We start from the raw sequence: 20,328 nt of genomic DNA, 5'->3' as shown, positions 1-20,328 counted from the left end.
GCTCAGTCCTGATCGTCGCCCGGCAGGAACTCGCTGCGCGTCAGTCCGTGGCGCTGCATCTTCTCGTTGAGGGTGCGCCGCGGCAGCTGCAGCAGCTCCATGACCTCGGCGATGTTGCCGCGACACTGCTGCAGGGCCTGGCGCAGACACTGCGCCTCGAAGGTCTCCAGCTGCGCGGCGAGCGACTGCGGTGCCGCCGCACCGGCGCCGCCGCCCAGACCGAGGGCGTGACGTTCGGCGGCGTTGGCCAGTTCGCGCACGTTGCCCGGCCAGTCGTGGGCCAGCAGCCGTGCCAGTTCGGCGGAGCCGAGCGGGCGCGGCTCGCGGCCATGGCGCTCGGCCGCGGCGTGGGCAAAGTGCTCGAACAGCAGGGGAATGTCCTCGCGCCGCTCGCGCAGCGGCGGAATGTGCAGCTCGGCGACGTTGAGGCGGTACAGCAGGTCCTCGCGAAAGCGCCCGGCGCGCACCTCGGCGGCGAGGTCCGGCTTGACCGCGCCGATCACCCGCAGGTCGACGGCGATGCTGCGGTTGGAGCCGAGGCGCTCCAGACTCTTCTCCTGCAGCACGCGCAACAGCTTGGCCTGTTGCGCCAGCGGCAGGCTCTCCACCTCGTCGAGAAACAGGGTGCCGCCGGCGGCATGCTCGATCTTGCCGATGCGCTTGCCCTGGGCGCCGGTGAAGGCGCCGCTCTCGTGGCCGAACAGCTCGCTCTCGAACAGCTGCTCGGGAATCGCCGCGCAGTTGAGCGCGACGAAGGCTTTGTCGGCGCGCGGACCGAAGGCGTGCAGGCAGCGCGCCACGCATTCCTTGCCGCTGCCGGTCTCGCCGCGGATCAGCACGTTGACCGCGGTGTCGGCCAGTTCGAGGATCTGCCGGCGCAGTTGCTGGATCGCCGGCGACACGCCGAGCAGGCGGCTCTCGATGCGCCCCTGCTGCGTCACCTGGCGGCGCAGCGCGCGGTTCTCGCAGACCAGCCGGCGCTTGTCGAGGGCGCGCTGCAGGCTGCCGAGCAGACGCTCGGGGGTGAAGGGTTTCTCGATGAAGTCGTAGGCATCCTGCTGCATCGCCGCCACCGCCATGGGCACGTCGCCATGCCCGGTGACCATGATCACCGGCAGCTCGGCATCCAGCGCCTTGAGACGTTCGAGCAGGGCCAGGCCGTCCATGCCGGGCATCCGCACATCGCTGACCACCACGCCGGGGAAGTCGGCGTCGAGCAGCGCCAGCGCCTCCTCGGCGCGGGCGCAGGTGCGCACCGAAAGGCCGGACAGCTCCAGCCACTGCTGCACCGCCTCGCGGATCGGCGCTTCGTCGTCGATGAAGAGAATCTGCTGCATTTCACGGCTCCTGCGGACTGGGCTGCAGTGTATCCGGCGGCAAGGCTGCCGGCAGCCGGATGACGAACTGCGCCCCGTCACCGGCGTTGCGCACCTCCAGCTGGCCGCCCGACTCGCGGACGATGCCGTAGGACACCGCCAGTCCCAGGCCAAGCCCCTCGCCCACCGGCTTGGTGGTGAAGAACGGCTCGAAGACCCGCGGCAGGTGCTCGGCGGCGATGCCGCCGCCGCTGTCGGCGACGCTCAGCAGCCAGTCGCCGCCGTCGCGGCGCAGCGCGATGCGCAGCACGCGGCGCTCGCGTCCGGCCATAGCATCCAGGGCGTTGTGCAAGAGGTTGACCAGCACCTGCTCGAGGCGGATCGCGTTGCCCTCAACCCAGGCCTGCGGCGCGCGCCGGCGCAGCACCTGCACGGCGTCCTGGCGGATGCGCGCCTCCAGCAGAAGCAGCGCATGGTCGACGACGGTGTCCAGCGCCAGGCGCTCGCGCAGACCGCCGGGGGTGTCGCGGGCGAAGGTCTTGAGGTGCCCGGTGAGCGCCGCCATGCGGGTGAGCAGGCCGTCGATGCGCTCCAGGCAGGTGCGCATCGCCGCCGAATCGTTCTTCGCCAGCAGCAGGCCGAGGCTGCCGAGCTGCATGCGCATGGCGGTCAGGGGCTGGTTGATCTCGTGGGCCAGGGCCGCCGACATCTGCCCGAGGGCGGCCATCTTCGCCGCCTGCACCAGCTCGTCCTGGGCCTGGCGCAGCGCCGCGGTGCGCTCCTCGACCAGCCGCTCCAGCTCGGCCCGGCGGCGCAGCAGCAGGCGGCGGTTTTTCTGCCGCTGGCCGAGGAACAGGAAGAGGAACGCCAGCGCCAGCCAGATGCCGGCCGCCGCCAGGCCGTAGCCGCGCACCGCGCCGCCCGGCACGCGCGCCTCGCGCAGCAGCTGCAGGGTCCAGCCCTCGTCGGCCAGCGGCTGGCGCAGGCGCAGGTAGTCGCGCCGGCCATCCGGGCCGTCGATGCCCAGCAGCTCGGCGTCGCCGTCGAGCTGACGCAGCGATCGCACCGCCAGGGGCTGCAGCTGCCGGTCGCCATAGCGACGGGTATCGACCAGACGGGCGCGCAACTCTGGCGACAGCCCCTGCAGGGTGCGGAAACGCCAGGCCGGCCGGCTGGCGAGGATGGCCACCTCGTGCTGGTCGGTCACCAGCAGGATGCCCGTCTGCCGCGCCCAGTCGCGCTGCAGGTCCTCCATCACCAGCTTGAGCGCCAGCACGCCGAGGATGCGGCCATCGGCGTCGCGCACCGCCCGGGAGAGGAAATAGCCGGGCACCCCGGTGGTCACGCCGACGCTGAAGTAGCGGGCACTGCCCTCGCGCAGGGCGCCCTGGAAATACGGGCGGAAGGCATAGTTGCCGCCGACGAACTTGCCCGGCTCCTGCCAGTTGCTGGCGGCGATGGCCTTGCCCTGCAGGTCGAGCACGAAGATCACCCCGGCTCCCGCCTCCCGATTGAGACGCTGCAGGCGCCGGCTGAGCCGCTCGCGCGCCAGCGGATCGGCGGCGTCGCGCAGCAGCGACTGGATCTCGCTGTCCAAGGCAAGGATCGCCGGCAATGCGCGAAAGCGCTCGACGAGGATGCGCAGCGACTGGGCGTACAGCTCCAGCTGGCCGCGGGCCTCGACGGCGGTCTCGCTCCAGTGGCGCCGCTCGGCGTAGCGCCCGGCCAGCCAGACGCTGGCGAGCAGCCCGGCGAGGATCGCCAGGACGACCAGCAGCATGCGCCGGCGGGCGGAGAGAAACGCCACGGCCTAGGGCCTGTCGACGTTTGGGCATGAGCCGCGTTGCCGCGGCAAATGCCGCCAGGCAAGGCGCGGGGCGCCGGCAATGGTCATTCCCTTGCCAAGACCCGCAACGCCGCATGGCGGCATTTGCCGCGCAACCCGCAGGGACGGGGCCCGTTTGGCGCAGCACGGCGTCGCTCGTCGTTCATTTGGAATGACCAAACTTCTCTCCTCGTTCCTTGTTCTGCGCCAAACGGGCCGCCGTCGCGGCCTACGCCCAAACGTCGACAGGCCCTACCCGCCGCGCAGCAGGCGCAGCAGCGCCTCGGCGTCGAGCTTGGCGCTGACCTCGCCGCCCTCCAGCAGGCTGTCGGCGAGGTCGCGCTTCTGCCCGTGCAGGGCGAGGATGCGCTCCTCGATGGTGTTCTCCGCCACCAGCCGGTAGATGGTCACCGGGCGCTGTTGGCCCATGCGGTGCGCGCGGTCGCTGGCCTGGTCCTCCACCGCCGGGTTCCACCAGGGGTCGAGGTGGATCACGTAGTCGGCGGCGGTCAGGTTGAGGCCGGTGCCGCCGGCCTTGAGGCTGATCAGGAAGATGTCGCCGTCGCCGCCCTGAAAGGCCTCCACCCGCCCCATGCGCTCCCTGGCCGGGGTCGAACCGTCGAGGTACTGATAGCGGATGCCGCGCTCCTCGAGCCATGTGCGGACGATGCTCAGGTGGTCGACGAACTGGCTGAACACCAGCGCCTTGTGGCGGCTGTCGAGCAGCTCCTCGACGATCTCGGCGAAGGCCGCCAGCTTGCTGCCGGGAAGGTCGCTGTCGGGCACTACCAGGCTCGGATGGCAGCAGAAGCGCCGCAGCCGGGTGATTTCGGTGAGCACCCGCAGCGGCGACTGGCTGCCCTCCTCGCCGCCCTGGCTGAGGGCGTCCAGCGCCTGCTGGCGCATGGCCTCGTAGAGGTGCAGCTCGGCGTCGGAGAGCGGCACCCGGTAGACCACCTCGGTGCGCGCCGGCAGCTCGTCGAGCACCTGGCTCTTCAGGCGGCGCAGGATGAACGGCTGGATCAGCGCCTTGAGCGCCTTGCGCGCGCCCTGGTCGCCGCGCTCGATGGGTCCGGCGAAGCGCTGGGCGAAGTGTTCGCGGCTGCCGAGCAGGCCGGGGTTGATGAAGCGGAACAGGTTCCACAGCTCACCCAGGTGGTTCTCCAGCGGCGTGCCGGTGGCGACCAGGCGGAAATCCGCCTGCAGCGCCATGGCCGCCTGGGAGCGCTTGCTGGCGGCGTTCTTGATCGCCTGCGCCTCGTCGAGCACCACTGTGGTCCAGTGCCGGGCGGCGAAGGCCTCGGCATCCAGCTGCAGCAGGCCGTAGCTGGCGACCACCAGGTCGCGCGGGCCCAGCCCGTCCAGGCTGCGGCTCTCGCGGTAGGCGTGCAGGCGCAGGGTCGGCGCGAAGCGGGTGGTCTCGGCCAGCCAGTTGGGCGTCACCGAGGTCGGCGCGACCACCAGCTGCGGGCCGGCGGCGGAACGGTGCAGCAGCAGGGTGAGCGTCTGCAGGGTCTTGCCCAGGCCCATGTCGTCGGCCAGGCAGGCGCCGACGCCCCACTTGGCCAGCCGCGCCATCCAGTCGAAGCCCTCCAGCTGGTAGTCGCGCAGCTCGGCCTGCAGGGTGCTCGGCACCCGCGGCCGGTAATCGCGCAACGATTCCAGGCGGGCCAGGTGTTCCTGCCAGGCGGCGTCGGCCTCGAAGCCGCCCACCTCCTCGGCCAGCTCGGCGAGCAAGGGCGCGGTCAGCGGATTGAGGCGCAGGCCGGCATCGCCATTGCGCTCGGCCAGCCGGCCCAGTTCGTCCAGGCGCCGGCGCAGGTTGCTGCCGAGGGCCAGCCAGTCCTGGTCACCGAGGCGGACGAAGCGCCCGGGACTGCTCTGCAACAGCTCGAGCAGCTGGCGCAGATGCAGCACGCGGCCGTCGTCGACCACCACCTCGCCGTCCAGCTCGAACCAGTCGCCGCTCTGGCGCAGGCGCAGCTGCAGCTGGCGCAGGCCGGGCCGGGCCTTGATGCGCATGCGCTCGCCCTCCGGCCAGACGCACTCGAGCAGGCCGGCGTCCAGCCCCTGCAGCTCGCTCAGCACCTGCAGCGCGGCCTGCGGCTCGGCCAGCTGCCATTCGTGGCCGTCGCTGTCGGCCTCGGCCAGCGCCGGACAGGCCTGCAGCACCTGCTCGAGCCGCTGGCGCTCGGCCGGCAGGTCGCGGACCGCCTGCAGCGGCCTGCCCTCCTGCTCGCCAAGCACGCTCTCCGCGCCCTGGCCAGGGCGGAACCAGTTGCCGCCGGCCAGCGGCCGCACCAGCAGCTGCAGGCGCAGGCCGTCCTGCAGGGGCAGCAGGTGGGCGTACAGCCTGTCGTCGGCGGCCACCTTGTCGATGTTCACCGCCAGCTCCGGCAGGTCCGAGTGGATCGGCAACAGCGGCGCGATGCTGCCGATGGTTTCCATCAGCTGCGCCTTGGCCGCCTGCGGCACGCCCAGCCCGCCGCCGACGATGTCGGCGATCTGCCGGGCCTCGCGGCCGAGTGGATAAATCACCAGGCGGGTCGGGGTTTCCCGCTCGACGAACAGCCCGTCGCACGCGGCGATCCCCTCGGGGATCAGCGCCAGGTGGATCTGCGTGCCGCGCTGCTGCAACTCCAGGGCCACGCTGCCGGCCAGCAGGTCGATGCGCACCTCCGGCGCGTCGCTCCAGAACAGCGCCGGATGGCCGACCAGGTGCGGCAGGGCGCGCTCGCCGTCGAGCTGGTAGCGGATGCCGTAGTAATCGCTGTGCATCTGAATCTGCTGGATGGCCCGGCGGTCCTGCTCCAGCAGGTAGTCGAAGCTGTCGGACTCCTCGAGCAGGCGCTTGAGCGACACCACCCTGCCCCGGCTCCACTGGCCCTTGGCGCCGAGCTTCTGCTCGCGCGGCTCGACGCTCGGCACCTGCGCCGTGGCGCTGCCGATCATCCAGGCCAGGCGCTGGCTGCTCTGCGGCTGCGCCGGGACGCTGGCGCGGGAGCCGGGACGCAGCGCGGCCAGCGCGGCGAGGGCATGCTCCCAGAGCTCCTGGCGGCGGTACAGCTCGACCAGCGGCTGCAGCCCCTGACGCCGGTGCCAGTCCGCCTCCGCCGGGGGCGTGCCGAACTGCCGCTCGAGCAGCACGTCCAGTTCGGCCACCAGCCAGGCGTAGCCCTCCCCGGCCAGCTCCGCGCGGAACTGCTGCAGGCGCCGCTGCCAGGCGGAGGACGCCGGGGCGTCCATCCAGTACAGCGCGATCGCCGTCAGCAGACCGTCGAAACCCTGCAACTGCTGCATCCGGTAGGCTGGATCGGGGCAGCGCCCGCCCTTGCCCTGGAACTGCTCGAAGAGCTTCTCGAAGACGTCGTAGGCGCTGCCCAGGCCCTTCTTCAGTCCCAGCCCGAGCGCCTGGCGCAGCGCCGCATGCTGCTGGCTGTCGCCATCGATCAGCAGGAGCAGGCAGTAGCAGGCGTTGAGCGTGGCCGGCAGCTCGACCCGGCGCTTGCGGCTGCCGCGCTGGATGCGGATGTACTCCTGAATGAACTCCAATGCCTCGGCGGACTCCCCATGCAGCAGGCTCCGGAGGACCCTGCCGAACGCCGCCCGCTCGTCCCGGCCCAGGGCTTCGAAGCGCGGCCAGTCACCGCGCCAGAGCGCCTGCAGAAACAGCTGGAAAGCCAGCTCGGCGGACTTCACCTGACCGCCGTCGAGCAGGGCCAGGCCCTGCCGATAGGCCTCCCCGGCGGCCACCAGCCCGCTGTTGGCGCGGGTCAGGTAGTCCTCCAGCAACACCTCGCGAACGCCCGGGACGAGCCGGGCGAACAGCTGCCGGCCGGTTTCGTCGGCCAGCAGCTGGCCGCAGGGATGCGGCAGCTCGCCCCGCTCCTGCTCCATGCCGAGCAGCAGCTGGGTCAGCTCCGGCACCTCGCCCGCCAGCAGGGCCAGCCAGAGGCCGCGCCACAGGCTCAGCGGCAGGCTGCCCGGCGCGGCGGCGACGTGCTCGATCAGCCCGCCGCGCAGCTTCGGCCACCAGTGCGGCTCGCTCTGCAGCAGCAGCAGCACCTGATTGCAGGCCACCGGGTTCAGCCTGAAGAAGCTGCGCTCGTCGCCGCGTTCCAGCCAGTTCAGGCGCTCCAGGGTTTCCAGCATCTCGCCGAGCAGCACGCCGTCCATGGCGCGGCTGTTGGTGGCGCGCACGCCGAGACGTTTGAGCTGCTCGAGCAGCGCGGTCTTGTTCCGCGGGGTGGCCAGGAACAGGACGTAAAGCAGCGCCTTGTAGGCATCGGGCAGACTGGCGAGGGTCGAGCGGGCGGCTGAGCTGGACATGGGCACCCCGAAAGCGACAAAGCAAAGGACCGACAGGATCTTAGCAAGCTAACTCATTCAGCTGGCGAGAGGCCAACAGCGGCATGGTGAAGCACCCGCCATTCCTGCGGACAACCGCACGGTTGCCGCGCAGGCCCGGATACCCGTAGTCTCGGCGAACAGATCTTTCCTCCACCCCATGATCGGAACCAGCAGTCAGGCAAGCCACCATGAGCACGAACAACAAGAGCAACATTCCCTATGCCCAGCGCGAACAGGGTTACCGGGAAAAGGCCCTGAAGATGTACCCCTGGGTCTGCGGCCGTTGCGCCCGGGAGTTTTCCGGCAAGCGCCTCAGCGAGCTGACGGTCCACCACAAGGACCACAACCACGACAACAATCCCGAGGACGGCTCGAACTGGGAACTGCTCTGCCTGTACTGCCACGACAACGAGCATTCGCGCTATACCGACAGCCAGTACCAGACCGCTCCCCGTCCCGGCGCCGACCTGGGGCCGAAGACCACCTTCAAGGCCTTCGCCAACCTCGGCGACCTGCTCAAGGGCAAGCAGGACTGAACCCCGCTGCCGCAACCGCCGCGCCTGCTCGCAGCGCCCGCGGCGGTTGCCGTCCGTCCCGACCTCTCGTCCGCCGCCCGGGCACGCCCGGTGCCCGCCGGCAACCCGCCAAAGCCCTGCTGCTAGACTCCAAGGGGGGTCATCCCCGGCCCCGGCGCCGCTGCCGCGGGTCTCGATCGACCATTCGCCGGAACCTTATATGCAATGCAACGGGAGGTGAACATGAACCGGCACTACTACGTCAGCGACGATCTGGACGATCTGGAACGGGTCGAGCAGGAACTCGAAGCCAAAGGCATCGATACCGAGCAGATCCATGTGCTGAGCGAGCAGGATGCCGAGCTCGAACGGCATCGCCTGCACAGCGTACCCTCGATGATGAAGACCAACGTGGTCGACGCCGGCACGCGCGGCCTGTACATCGGCCTGGCACTGGCCGCCCTGGTGCTGGTCGTCGCCTACTTCGGCGGCTGGACGCAAACCCGCGTCGGCTGGATACCCTTCATCTTCCTGGCCCTGGTGCTGTTCGGCTTCAGTATCTGGGAGGGCGGCTTCTTCGGCTTCCAGAAGAGCAACCGCGCCTTCCGCCCCCTGCAGGACAAGCTGCGTCAGGGCAAGCATGTGTTCTTCGTGGATGTGGAGCCGGCCCAGGAGCCGCTGCTGGAGCAGGTCGTCAGCCACCACCCGAAACTGGAAATCGCCGGAACCGGCGCCGCCATGCCGCACTGGATCATGAACGGGGAGAAGAAATGGCACCGCTTCAGGAACAGGCTCTGACGGCTCCGGGCAACGGGGAAAGGAAATCCCCTCCCCTGCGGCCCGACGCGCTCCGGCTTACTTGACGAGCAGCACGGGCACCGTCACCTCATGCACCACACGGGTGGCGACCGAGCCCATGACCAGGTTGGAGAAGTTGCTCATTCCCCGGGTGCCCATAACCACGGTGTCGCAGCCGAACAGGCTGACCGCCTTGGCGATCTCTCCCACCGTCTCGCCCAGTTCCTCGTGGGCGCTGGCCTCGAGGCCATGTGCCCGCAGGAGTTCGAGCCCCTTCGCATTGATCTTGCGCCCATGCTCGCGGGCCGCGTTGACCAGGGTCTCCAGCATGGGACCGGCGACATAGTCGCCGTACATGATCGGATGCCCCTGCACGTTCAGCAGATGGACCTCCAGATCCGGCACCTGCTTCACGAACTCCACAAGGTAAAGCAAGGCGCGCTTGGCGCTTTCGGAACCATCGAACGGAACAAGTACTTTCTTCATGGCCTGCACACTCATTGTGCCTGGTGGACGGAAAGGCCCCGCGGGGCCTGGCGCAGCGGCGAACCCCGCTCAGTGCCGGGGATGCAGGCGCTCGTTGAGTTCGTCGACGATCGGCGCCCAGTCGGCGTCATCGAGCAGTTCCTCCTTCAGCAAGGCCGCCTGGGAGGGTGACCAGAAGGGTGCCTCGGACACCTTGATCCCGTTGGGCAGCATGTGGCTGCCGATGAAGGCATCGATGCTGGCCGGATCGGACTTCAGCCCCAACTGATCGAACAGCGTGGACAGCTTGTGGATGGGCATTTCCATCTTTCCTTCCTCCTCTGTTGCGTTTGTGGGAAGCGCGTATCGCTTCTTCTAACCATAGCGGAAAATCCATCGGCGACCGCTTGATCCAGGGCAGCTTTTGCCCTGCACCGTCGACGCCTGCGGCGCCCATCCATCGAGTGGTGGAGAAAAGACTAGGTGATCCAGCGTCGAGGGAGTAAAGTGGCTTCACTGTGTTGCATGCGTCACCGCGAAACGATCTGCGTAACTGCTGTCCGATCCTTTTTCGACTGCTCTTTGCACTCAGTCAACGCCCGGGCCCAAAGGCCCAGCTTTCAACTTTGTCCAAGGAGACAACTCATGTCCAATCGTCAAACCGGCACCGTCAAATGGTTCAACGATGAAAAAGGCTTCGGCTTCATTACTCCGGAAAGCGGCCCCGACCTGTTCGTTCACTACCGCTCCATCCAGAGCACCGGCTTCAAGAGCCTCCAGGAAGGCCAGCAGGTTTCCTTCGTGGCAGTGAAAGGCCAGAAAGGCATGCAAGCGGACGAAGTACAGGTCGTCTAATCGCCTGCGCTGTCCAGGAAACCGGCCTTCGGGCCGGTTTTTTCATTTTGGGCATCCACCCTGCCAGAGGAGAAACCAGCATGATCACGCGGGTTGCAGGATCGAATCGGAAGGCCAAGCCGGAACCGGCTCAGGAAACCCATGAATCCCTAGACGCCCTGGTTTCCGCCTTTCTCCGGGGCGGCGGCGAGATTCGGCAGATCGCCAATGGCGTCAGCGGCCAGACCGCCACGCCGCCCAGCCGGCATATCAAGATTGGCAAGAAGCAATAGTCGGCACGCCCGCTCAGGACTGCCGATAGCGCACCAGCCGTCGCAGCAGCGGCCGCCCCGCCAGGTGCAGGAACACCGGCGCACCGGCGATCAGATAGAAGTAGTAGGTGACGGCGCGCCAGATCAGGATCGCCGCCCCGCTGGTCGACTTGCCGACCAGCGGGGCGAGCAACGCCGCCGAGGCCAGCTCCGCCCCGCCGGCCCCGCCCGGCAGCAGGCTGGCCTGTCCGGCGCTGAGCGCCAGCATCTGCACCAGGAAGGTCCAGGCCCAGGACAGCTCGCTGCCCAGGCCGCGCAGGGTCAGGTAGAGCACGCTGTAGCGCAGCACCCAGTGCGCGACGCTGAGCAGGAACACCCCGAGCAGCACCGGGCGCGGCAGGCTCAGGCTCTGGCGCAGGGCATTGCGAAAGCGCATCACCTTGCGGGCATACTGCAGCCGTCGGCGCACACTCACCCCCAGGCGCTGCAGCAGCCGGCCGTTGAGACGGAACATCTGGCGATGGAAGCGGCCGAGCAGGAACAGCAGGACAAACACCCCGAGCAACAGGCTGGCACTGGCGCCAAGCAGCCAGGCGAGGTGCGGGCTCAGGGCATGGGACAGGGCATAGACCAGGATGCCGAGCAGCGCGCAGGCGAACACCAGCAGGTCGGTGAGCTGCTCCACCGCATAGGTGGCGGTGCCCTGCGCCGCCGACACCCCGCGGCGCATCAGCAGCGCCATCAGGGTCAAGGGACCACCGGCGCCGCCCGGCGTCGCGCAGATGGCAAACTCGGTGGCCATGATGATGCCCAGAGCGTCCTTCTGATGAAGCCGGTAGCCGGGCAGCAGCAGACGCAGGCGCAGCGCGTTGAGATTCCAGCAGATCACGATGATGCCGAGCATGGCCAGCAGCAGGTTGGCCGGAAAGCTCTGCAGCTGCCGCCACAGCCCGCTGCCGCCGAGCAGCAGGGGAATCAGCAGTGCGGCCAGCAGACCGCCCAGCAGCAGCCACAGACCACGGCTCATGCGCCAGCACCCGGCAGCTGCGGCGACTGCCGATTCAGCCAGCCGATCTTGGTCAGCGGCTGGCGCCCCTCCTCCAGCAGGCGCACGAGCAGCTCCACCCAGTAGCGGCGGGAGAAGTCGTGGCGCATGTCCACCGGATGCAGCCCCAGGCGCAGCAGCGGCGCCCGCCGATGACAGGCGGCGAGCCCCGCGCAGACCAGCCGGGACAGCCCGCGGCGCCAGCGGCTGCGGGCGCTCCAGGTCAGGCCGGGGGCGTCGATGGCCTGGAAATCCGGCAACCGGTAGAGATGGCGCAGGTCGCTGGTATAGCGCAGCGGGGTTTCCCGCAGGGCCAGGCGGGTGCCCTCGCTCATCAGCCAGGCGGGGGGAACGAAGCCGTGCAGCGGCCAGCCACAGCGGCGGAACACCTCCATGCCCTGCTCCAGACGCTGCCGCGCCTGCGCCTGGTCGAGCCGGTAGAACTCGCCTTCGCGGGTATAGACGCGGCGCATCAGCCAGTCCCGCGGCGTGCGCGGCGGCGGTGCGTCGTCGTCGTGGTGGTAGCCGTGCAGGGCCAGCTCGTCGCCGCGCGCCAGCCGTGCATCGAGCTGCCGGCACAGCTCGGCGTGGGCCGTCAGCGGCTGGCGGCGATGGAAATCCGGCACCACCAGCCAGGTGACGGGCACATTGCCCAGGGCATCCACCATCTCGACGAAACGCTGATAGTCGGCCCAGGTTTGCGGGGCGACATCGTGCAATACCAGCAACAGATGGCGTTCAGACATTCACGGCGACCGGCAGCTCGGCCGTGCCCAGCACGGCATGGTAATGGGCAAGCAGGCCGGCGACCACGGCATCCCAGGCATGGTGGGCCTCGACGTGCTGACGCGCCTGACGTCCCAGCCGCGCGACATCGCCCTCGAACAGCTCGCGCACGGTCGCGGCCATGGCCCGCGCGTCATTGGGCCGACACAGGCGGCCGGCGCTGAACGGCACGATCTCGGCCAATGCCCCGGCACGCGCGGCGATCACCGGAATGCCGCAGGCCATCGCCTCCAGCACCACCAGGCCGAAGGTTTCCTGGTCGCCGGCGTGCAGCAGCACGTCGCTGCTGGCCATCAGCCGGGCCACCGCGGCGGCCGGCTGGAACTGGTTGATCACCGTGACGTTGTCCGGCACCCGCCGCGGCATGTCGGCGCCGACCAGCAGCAGATGGTAAGGCGGCCCGAGGCGCCGGACGGTCTCCAGCAGAATGTGCAGGTTCTTCTCGCGCGCCCCGCGGCCGGCGAAGACCAGCAGCCGGGCCTCCTCGGCAAGACCCAGCTCGCGCTTGAGGCCCGGATCGCGCCGCGCCGGCTGGAAGACCTCCAGATCGACCCCCAGGGGCTGCACGAACACGTCCTGCACGCCCAGGCGCAAGAGTTTCTCCGCCATGATCCGGCTGGGCGCCAGCACCCGGTCGAACTGGCCGTAGAGGTATGCCACGTAGTCGTTCACCCGGCCGCCGCACCAGGCGCCGACACGCTTGGTCGCCAGCCGCGGCAGGTCCGAGTGGTAGAAGCCGATCACCGGGATGTCCAGACGCCGGCCGGCATCCAGCGCCGCCCAGGCGGTCAGATAGGGATCGCCGACCTCGATCAGGTCGGGCTGCAGGCGCTGCAGCTGCTGGCGCCAGGGCGCGCGGCGCAGGGGAAAGCGATAGCCGTTGCCGAACGGCAGCAGCGGCGAAGGCACCTCGTAGACGCCGGCCTGCTCGCGGTAACCGGCACCAGGCACCAGCACGCTGTGACGCACCCCGGAGTACAGCCGCAGGCGACGGTGCTTGGCCTCCAGATAGGTGCGCACGCCACCGCTGGCGGGGGCATAGAACATGGTCATATCGGCAATGTGCACAAGCTTCCTCCGTCCGAAGGCTTTCGGAGCGAACCGCCGCGGCTGCGGCGGGACGCCCCGCCCACCCACAAGCGGTCCCGCCATGAAAACCGCAGTGCTGTAGCAAAAAGATAGTCTGTGCCCGTTTCAGCGTCAGGAAATCGCCTCCCGACCAAGCCGAACGAACGGCCTGCCCGGGCGCTGCCGCGAACCAGGGAACACCGGGGTAGACCGAGCGGAACGCCCTGGAGTTTCCTCGAGCGCGCACGCATCGGCACCGGAAGGCGTTGCCATGAAAAAGCCAGCACGGCGCCGGGAGGGCGTTGGGAAAGCTGCCGCATGCAGCAACAGATAGGGAAAAGGCCATCCCTGGCCGATGGATCAGCAGTCGTGGCCGGGCGAGGCGCAGAGCGCCTTCAGCGCCGGCAGAAAGGCCCGCTCAGGCCAGCTGGACATTGCCGGGCAGGCGCTTGCGGGCCGCCAGCGGATGGTCCGAGAACGGCTTGAAGCGCTCGAAGCCGGTGACGATCAGCGCCCCGCCGGCATGTTCGAACTCCTCCCTGAGGTGGCTCAGGAACTCCATGAAGGTGTGGTCCACCAGATGGGCCTCGGAGAAATCCAGGGTCACCCTGGTGCTGCGGTCGATCTGGCTGAACAGCTTCTTGAAGCCCAGCAGATTGGAGAAGATCGCCGCCCCGCCGACCGTGATCCGCTGTTCGCCGGCCTGCCGGGAGCGCGCGTAGCGGGCCTTGAAGAAGTTGCCGAACGGCACCCGGTGCGCCAGGTTGAACGCCAGCTCCGTGGCGATGCCGGCCCCGACGCCGATCAGCAGGTCGGTGGACAGCGTCACCAGCACGGTCACGACGAAGATGACCAACTGCTCGGCGCCGATGCGGTAGACCTTGAAGAACTCATGGGGCGAGGCCAGCCGGTAGCCCACGGCGATCAGCAGCGCCGCCAGGGCCGCATTGGGGATCATCTCGATGACCGGGATGAACAGCAGCATGGCGATGAACAGGCACAGGCCGTGGAAGAAGTTGCTCCAGCGGCTGCGGGCGCCGAAGCTGACGTTAGCCGAGCTGCGCGCCACCTCGGAAATCATCGGCAGGCCGCCCAGCAGCCCGGACAGGGCGTTACCCGCGCCCACTGCGACCAGGTCCTGGTTGAAATTCGACGCCCGCTTCCAGGGGTCCAGTCCATCGACGGCCTTGACCGTCAGCAGGGACTCCAGGCTGCCGATGAAGAGGAACATCAGCACGTACTTCCAGAACACCGCGGTGCCGATCAGGGAAAAGTCCACGTTCAGCCCGACGTTGGACCAGAAGCTGCCGATGGTCACCATGTCGAACACCGGCTCGGTGTGCCTGAAATCCATGATCAGGGCCATGGGCACGGCCACCAGCAGGACCAGCATCGGCGCGGGAACCTTCTTCAGACCCGGAATCTTCAGCAAGGGCATGCCGAAGATGATCGCCAGGCTGACGACCCCCACCAGGGCCACGTGGGAATCGGCGTGCATGATCGAGGCAGGAATCCGCTCGAACAACTCGACCAGCTCGAGTCCCTTGAGGGTGGCCGGATCGATGCCGAGCAGCACGTGGATCTGCTTGGCGAAGATGATCAGGCCGATCGCCGCCAGCATGCCGTGCACCACCGAGTGCGGGAAGAAGTCGCTCAGGGCGCCGAAGCGCAGGAAGCCGAACAGCATCTGCAGCACGGCCGCCACGAAGATCGCCCCGAGCGCCAGGTGCCAGCCCTCGGCGCCACCGCCGAACTCGACGACGGCACCGGCGCAGATGGTGATCAGGCCGGCGGCCGGTCCCTTGATGGTGAGCCGCGAGCCGGCGAACAGACTGACGAACAGGCCGCCGATCATGGCGGTCAACACGCCCATGGCCGGCGGGAATTCGCTGGCCTTGGCGATGCCGAGACTCAAGGGAAGCGCCAGCAGGAATACCAGGAATCCCGATACCACATCGCTGCGCCAATTTTGCTTGAGGCCTTTCAGGCCGTCTTCTGGAATTGCACACGCTTTCATAAGGCAATGACTCCTTGGATATTTACAGGCACTTTCAAATGCTCGTGATGGATATCTCTCGCCAAACTTTTCAACGAATCAGGAAGACTTGTACGCCACCTCATAGACCGACTTGGCATGCGGCCCGAGAAATACCCGCGCATAAATGCGGATGATCGACAGACCGACCAGGACGAAACTGAAGCTGGTCAAAAAGGCCAGACCGACCTGCCCTTCCTTGATATGCGCGAACATCAGGTCTTCGCCGATGAACGTGGGACTGATCGGAAAACCGGTGGCGCACAGACAACAGAGCAGGAATACGAAAGCGATCTTCGGATGCTGGCGGGAATGGCCATGAAAGCGGTCGAGATCGATATCGCCTTCGAAATGCTTGAGTCGCCGCAGGCACAGAAATCCGACGATCCCCGCCAGGGCGACGCCGCTCAGGTAGATATAACTTTCGCTGAAGTCGAAGTTGGCATTGAAAGACGTGGCCAGGGCGATCCAGAAGTGCGTCATGATCGCCAGCAGCCAGGTCATGCGGGCGCGCTTGCGCTCGGTAAAGGACTTGAGCACCAATACTGCCGCCATCGACGCGAAGATCACCGGCAGCACTTCCGTGACCGCGACAGGCAATACTTCACGGTTATAGACCCCAAACAAACCCAGCAGATAGACCGGCACGAAAATACCGACGGCCCGCCAGAAGGTCAGAAAGTTCAAACGCCGCCCCAAGCTCTTCATGGGATTCCACAACTTGCGGTACATGAAGGCATCCAGATCGAATTCCCGCACCGAAAGCATATAGAGGGAATACACGAACTTCTTGGGCAGCACCCATCTGGCATGGTGTTCCCGCGGCACGAAGTTGTAGAACTGCTCGCGGATCAGATAGGTCACCACCGACGGCGAAACCAGCAGCTGATAGGTGCGCAGGAAGGCGTTCCCGGCGAAGTGCACCAGGGCCAGGGTGTCGAAGCCGGCGGCGATCTCGATGAAGATCAGGCCGATTTGGGCGATGGAGGCATAGGCGATCTGGCTCTTGATCGCCGATTGCGAGCGGGCGATCACCGTCGCGACGACGCTGGTGGTAAAGCCCAGAAGGCCGATGACCAGGCAGACGAACAGCTGATCACGCCAGAGCGGCGCGGTGCGCAGCAGCAGGAAGACCCCGATGTGCACCGACAGGGAGCCGTAGAAGATCGCGCTCGATGGCGTCGGTCCCTCCATGGCCCGCGGCAACCAGCTGGAGAACGGCAGCTGCGCCGACTTGGCGGCGGCGGCCACCAGGATCATCAACCCGATGACGACGCCAACGAAGGCATGCGGCTGCAGGTGTTCGAGCACGAAGGCCTGGTCTTCGAGCATGTGGAAGCTGACGTTCTCGTGGAAGAGGTTATGCATCATCCACATGGCCAGCAGCAGGCCGACATCGCCGATCCGGTAGATGGAGAACACCTTGACCGCGTTCTTCACCGGCAGGTAGCGGTCCCGGTAGAAGGCGATCAGCAGGAACGAGGTGATCCCCAGCATTTCCCAGCCGGTGAACATGGTTTCCATGTTTCCGGAGAAAACCACCATGTTGTAGCCGGCATAGAAGAACAGCACCGTGCTGAAGAAGCGCTTGTAGCCCGCCTCGCGGTGCATGTAGTGACGGCTGTAGAGCAGCACCATGAAGGTCAGGAAGGCGCCGACGAACATGTAGGTCGCGGTGATCCGGTCGAACAGGAAGTCGATGTAGAACTCGTAGCTTTCTGTCTGGAACAGCACGAAATCCTTCAGCTCCAGGGTGGGAAAGCCGCGGAACGCCCAATACAGCAAAAACAGGTTGAAGCCGGCCAGATGAGCGCCGACCGTGATGAGGGCGGTGCGGGAAATCCGCGTCTCGTCCCGTTCCGGATGGGTCAGGCTGATCAGAAACCCGAGCAGCGGTAGAAAGATGAAGATCTGCAGTATGGCGGCCATGGCAGCTCCCTAGCTCAACGCGAGAACAGGCAGGTTGTCCGCCTGGGTTTCGAAGAGTTTCTCGAGATCGGTAGCAGCCTCGATCCGCTCGGTCAGCGGGCGATACGGCGCGAAGCTGCCGTCCTTGAAGCGAAACAGCTCATGGCTCTCGGGATGGACGACCGTGAGGTTCAGCCATTCGTTGGCGAACCATTCCCAGGTGGCCGGCTGCTGCTGGATGGTGTTCAAGACCACCTCGGGGAACTGCTCGACGACGATCATCATCCGCACCGGGTGGTGCACCTCGATCATCTGGCTCGGCAGGCCGGGGCGCAGGTCGCCGTCGTTGCCGTTGGCCACGCCGATCAGGCCCATCACGTTGTGCGGCAGCTTGCTGCCCGCCCCCAGCTTCTGGTTGTCCACGTGGGAGAAGAAGTATTCCAGGTTGATGCCGCCGCAGACCGGCGCCGCAGCGCGCAGGATGCCGAGCAGGAACTTGCCGTCCGGGTCGATGCGGTAGTCGTAGGAGTTGAGGAACGAGCGCCGGTCGAGGAACAGCTTGCGGCTCAAGGCCCGGCGTCCGACGATGCACAGCGCGTTGGTCGCGTGGTTCAGCTCGGGACGCGGCTCGAACAGCGATACGGAACGCGCCTTGACCGCCTCGTGGACCCGCTCCGGCGGCTGCTGGCTATCGGTCAGCGCGAAGCGGCGCGAGCGCTCCTTGGCGTTGAGCGCCAGGGCCTTGTCGAAGACCGCCGTATTGGCCTGGTGCCGGGCGTGGTTGTCGGGGCTGAGCGAAGATTCGTCGTAGAAGGCAATTTCGTCGCGGGTGGTGTCGTGCAGCGCGCCGACGAACTGCGTGCCTTCGGGAATCTCGATCCCCTTGCCGGCCAGTATCCGCCGCACCTCCGGATGGTTGAGCATGAAGCAGATCACCCGCGCGTTCACCGACCCCGGCCGGCCCGAGCAGGCACCACAGTCGTAGGCGGCGTAGTGCGGGTTGTTGGTGTTGCTCGCCCCGTGCCCGAACACGTAGACGATGGGCGCGAAATCGCGGGTCAGGCCGATGCTGCCCAGCAGGTTCTCCGCGCGCTGGGCCATCTCCTCGAGGGTGAAGCCGATCTGCAGGCCGTCCTCGCGGTCGTCCGCCGAGCGATTCAGGATGCTCAGGCTGGACGTACGATCCATGTGCCGGAAGGACGAGGCGCCGAGGGGGCTCGCCGAGGGCTTGAAGATGTTGTCGAAAAGCTTGACGGCCGACCAGAAGCCGAGGGTCTGCGAAATCACCCAGCCGCCGAAGAGGTCATGGGAGTGCTTGCTGAAGTGCGGCTCGGCCTTGCGCCTGTCCTGGCTGCCGGTTTCCTTGATCAGGTATTTGGGCTCGATCGGTCCCGGACAGACCTTGGTGTAGGACTTGGCGTTCTCCGGCTTGAAGTAGAACTCCACCCCGAAGAAGCCCGGCGTCCCGTAGGTTTCGCAGTGCGGATCGAGGCTTTCGATGTGCCGGCGAAACGAGCAGATGCGGTCGTCGATGCAGAACAGGCCCTGGAAGCTCTTTTGCTGCGGCAGCGATCCTTCCGTGGGCTGGCGCTGGATGGCGCTCAGCACGGGATCGTAGAAGCTCCACTCCAGCGCTTCCTGCCAGATCGCCAGGACCTCGTGCAGCTCGGTCTTCGGCACGTCCGCGAGAATGGCCGGCGGCTCGCCGGCCAGCTCCGCCACCAGCGGGCTCCAGCGCTTGTCGAAATGCTCGTCGAGCGCGTCGATCTCGAGGAGCAACTCGAAGACGATCAGCTCGCGCAGGGTGATCCTGCGGCTGTCGATCAGGGTGCCGGGCTGCGCCTCGATCACCGTGACCATGCCCGACCAGCCCGGATGGGCGAACTGCTGGTCGAACAGGTAGTGCTCGAACAGCGCCTCGTCGCGCACCAGGATCTTCAGCAGATCCGCGATGGAGCAGTCCTGTTCGAGCAGCAGCGCACGTGCCCGCTCGCGGCGGAAGAAGCTGGTGAAGCTGTGGCGCTCCAGCTCGCGGATGGCGCTCAGGAACCCCTCGCCGCTGGAGGGGAAGGTCCATACCGAGATGCCCTGGTCGAGATAGCTGCAGAGGATGCGGAACAGCAGCGGATGCACCAGCGAATCCAGGTCGATCCGCTGGATCTTCTTCCAGTTCGCCCGCACGGAACCGATGCGGGGTAGCGGCGGCGGGGCGAAGCTTTCCCCAATGACCTTGTTCTTCCAGAGTTCGAACTGAGCGCCTTTGCGCGCGGCAATTATTCCATCCAGGATGTCCGGATTTATTTCTCCCTCGAGATAAAGGCGGCGGTATTTATCCAACTTCAAAGACACGCTGTATCCGAAGATACCCGAGGCATTGCGCGCCGCGTCGTGAAACTTCGAATCCTGAAATGCATGCAAGGTATTGTGGTGAACGAAATCCTTCAAGGGAGCTTGTTTCGGAAGATAATGTTCAAGCTCGTGCAATACAGCCGTCTCATCAAAACTACCGGACTGCACTGGATTTTCTGCTCTAGCGGACATCGATTTATCTCCAGAGGCCATCGGCATACTTCAAATGGCCTGCAGAAAGATGGAACAAAGCCACGCCTTGCCGGTCATTCGAAAACAAAAGCCTCCGAATGACGTGTCCGGTCAAGACAAGCCATTTCTCTACCTGATCCACTTTGATGCCGTTACCGGCGAATCCCGTTAAGGAGAATCTCTAGACTGACGACATGCGTCTTGCTGCCTGCCCGGGAAATAACGCTGCGCACGCCAAAGAGCGCGCATGGCACTTCCAACGAGCTTGCCTTCACCTCATTTGTGAAAAAAATGTTTTCTTCCGGGGGTCTTCAATGGGCATTCCAAAGCCCCTGAAAAGTATTTCAAGATATTACAGGAAATTATCGACCATTCAACAGAGGCACATTGCATGCCAATCGATAGCAAGGCAACCATGTGAAGACTTTATTTAAAAATAAATTAACCATTCATGAAGTGAAAAAGCGTTATTGAACTAGGTTCTGTTGACGCAAGCCCAGTGCTAAAACTGGGCTTTTGCCATGACTGACAGAAGCCGACTGAGCGACAGGGAATGGTCCCGCATACAAA

15 protein-coding genes are annotated in these 20,328 nt (G+C 66.5%); 4 read left to right on the top strand and 11 right to left on the bottom strand.

Annotation, left to right across the window (positions count from 1 at the left end; genetic code table 11):
- Positions 1-2: 2 nt before the first annotated feature.
- The 3 genes from EV691_RS07290 to EV691_RS07280 all read right to left on the bottom strand — a co-directional run bounded on the left by EV691_RS07290 (position 3) and on the right by EV691_RS07280 (position 7,470).
- Entirely contained in the window at positions 3-1,337 is a 1,335-nt protein-coding gene (locus tag EV691_RS07290) for a sigma-54-dependent transcriptional regulator (protein WP_131301979.1), read from the bottom strand.
- A 1-nt stretch (position 1,338) separates the two neighbouring features.
- Positions 1,339-3,096 (bottom strand): ATP-binding protein, encoded by a 1,758-nt coding sequence (locus tag EV691_RS07285; protein ID WP_131302024.1) that lies wholly within the window; start codon positions 3,094-3,096, stop codon positions 1,339-1,341.
- A 297-nt stretch (positions 3,097-3,393) separates the two neighbouring features.
- Entirely contained in the window at positions 3,394-7,470 is a 4,077-nt protein-coding gene (locus tag EV691_RS07280; RefSeq protein WP_131301982.1) for a DEAD/DEAH box helicase, read from the bottom strand.
- A 209-nt stretch (positions 7,471-7,679) separates the two neighbouring features.
- Between EV691_RS07280 and EV691_RS07275 the strand changes: the two genes are divergently transcribed.
- Together EV691_RS07275 and EV691_RS07270 are read left to right on the top strand one after the other, a co-directional pair.
- Positions 7,680-8,027: a YajD family HNH nuclease gene (locus EV691_RS07275; RefSeq protein ID WP_039804952.1), complete on the top strand. Its 348-nt coding sequence runs from the start codon at positions 7,680-7,682 to the stop codon at positions 8,025-8,027.
- 222 nt (positions 8,028-8,249) lie between these two features.
- Positions 8,250-8,804, top strand: coding sequence for an O-antigen ligase family protein (locus tag EV691_RS07270; RefSeq protein ID WP_039807921.1), 555 nt, complete (start codon positions 8,250-8,252; stop codon positions 8,802-8,804).
- A gap of 57 nt (positions 8,805-8,861) precedes the next feature.
- On the opposite strand, the gene EV691_RS07265 is transcribed toward EV691_RS07270, so the two are convergent.
- Both EV691_RS07265 and EV691_RS07260 read right to left on the bottom strand, forming a co-directional pair.
- Positions 8,862-9,290 (bottom strand): universal stress protein, encoded by a 429-nt coding sequence (locus EV691_RS07265; protein ID WP_131301985.1) that lies wholly within the window; start codon positions 9,288-9,290, stop codon positions 8,862-8,864.
- Positions 9,291-9,359: 69 nt separating this feature from the next.
- Positions 9,360-9,596, bottom strand: coding sequence for a DUF2789 domain-containing protein (locus tag EV691_RS07260; RefSeq protein WP_089167702.1), 237 nt, complete (start codon positions 9,594-9,596; stop codon positions 9,360-9,362).
- A 318-nt stretch (positions 9,597-9,914) separates the two neighbouring features.
- Here EV691_RS07260 and EV691_RS07255 point away from each other — a divergent pair, with 318 nt between their 5' ends.
- Together EV691_RS07255 and EV691_RS07250 are read left to right on the top strand one after the other, a co-directional pair.
- Positions 9,915-10,124: a cold-shock protein gene (locus EV691_RS07255; RefSeq protein ID WP_039804958.1), complete on the top strand. Its 210-nt coding sequence runs from the start codon at positions 9,915-9,917 to the stop codon at positions 10,122-10,124.
- Positions 10,125-10,204: 80 nt separating this feature from the next.
- Complete coding sequence (locus EV691_RS07250) at positions 10,205-10,396, top strand: hypothetical protein (protein ID WP_039804960.1); 192 nt, start codon at positions 10,205-10,207, stop codon at positions 10,394-10,396.
- 13 nt (positions 10,397-10,409) lie between these two features.
- Here the strand turns inward: EV691_RS07250 and gpgF are convergent, their stop codons facing one another.
- The 6 genes from gpgF to EV691_RS07220 all read right to left on the bottom strand — a co-directional run bounded on the left by gpgF (position 10,410) and on the right by EV691_RS07220 (position 19,785).
- Positions 10,410-11,402, bottom strand: a complete 993-nt coding sequence (gpgF, locus tag EV691_RS07245; protein WP_131301988.1) for a glucosaminyl phosphatidylglycerol flippase — start codon at positions 11,400-11,402, stop codon at positions 10,410-10,412.
- Positions 11,399-12,166 carry an N-acetylglucosaminyl phosphatidylglycerol deacetylase gene (gene gpgD, locus EV691_RS07240; protein ID WP_131301991.1) on the bottom strand — a complete coding sequence of 256 codons (768 nt, stop codon included), beginning with the start codon at positions 12,164-12,166 and terminating at the stop codon, positions 11,399-11,401. Before gpgD ends, gpgF begins: the two co-directional genes overlap by 4 nt.
- On the bottom strand, positions 12,159-13,274 hold the full coding sequence (gene gpgS, locus EV691_RS07235; protein WP_165496621.1) for an N-acetylglucosaminyl phosphatidylglycerol synthase: 1,116 nt from the start codon (positions 13,272-13,274) through the stop codon (positions 12,159-12,161). The genes gpgD and gpgS overlap by 8 nt, the downstream gene beginning before the upstream one ends.
- Before the next feature lie 418 nt (positions 13,275-13,692).
- Positions 13,693-15,291, bottom strand: a complete 1,599-nt coding sequence (locus tag EV691_RS07230) for a SulP family inorganic anion transporter (RefSeq protein ID WP_131301994.1) — start codon at positions 15,289-15,291, stop codon at positions 13,693-13,695.
- A gap of 78 nt (positions 15,292-15,369) precedes the next feature.
- The gene (locus EV691_RS07225) at positions 15,370-17,238 is read right to left on the bottom strand and encodes a proton-conducting transporter transmembrane domain-containing protein (RefSeq protein WP_131301996.1); all 1,869 of its coding nucleotides are present in this window, start codon (positions 17,236-17,238) and stop codon (positions 15,370-15,372) included.
- A 9-nt stretch (positions 17,239-17,247) separates the two neighbouring features.
- Positions 17,248-19,785: a YbcC family protein gene (locus tag EV691_RS07220; protein WP_131301999.1), complete on the bottom strand. Its 2,538-nt coding sequence runs from the start codon at positions 19,783-19,785 to the stop codon at positions 17,248-17,250.
- Between the last annotated feature and the right edge of the window lie 543 nt (positions 19,786-20,328).

It is taken from the genome of Azotobacter chroococcum, from assembly GCF_004339665.1.
In the GTDB taxonomy this organism is placed as follows: Bacteria; Pseudomonadota; Gammaproteobacteria; order Pseudomonadales; family Pseudomonadaceae; genus Azotobacter; species Azotobacter chroococcum.
The sequence above is the reverse complement of the archived record's forward strand: the minus strand, read 5'-3'. Positions and strand labels throughout refer to the sequence as shown.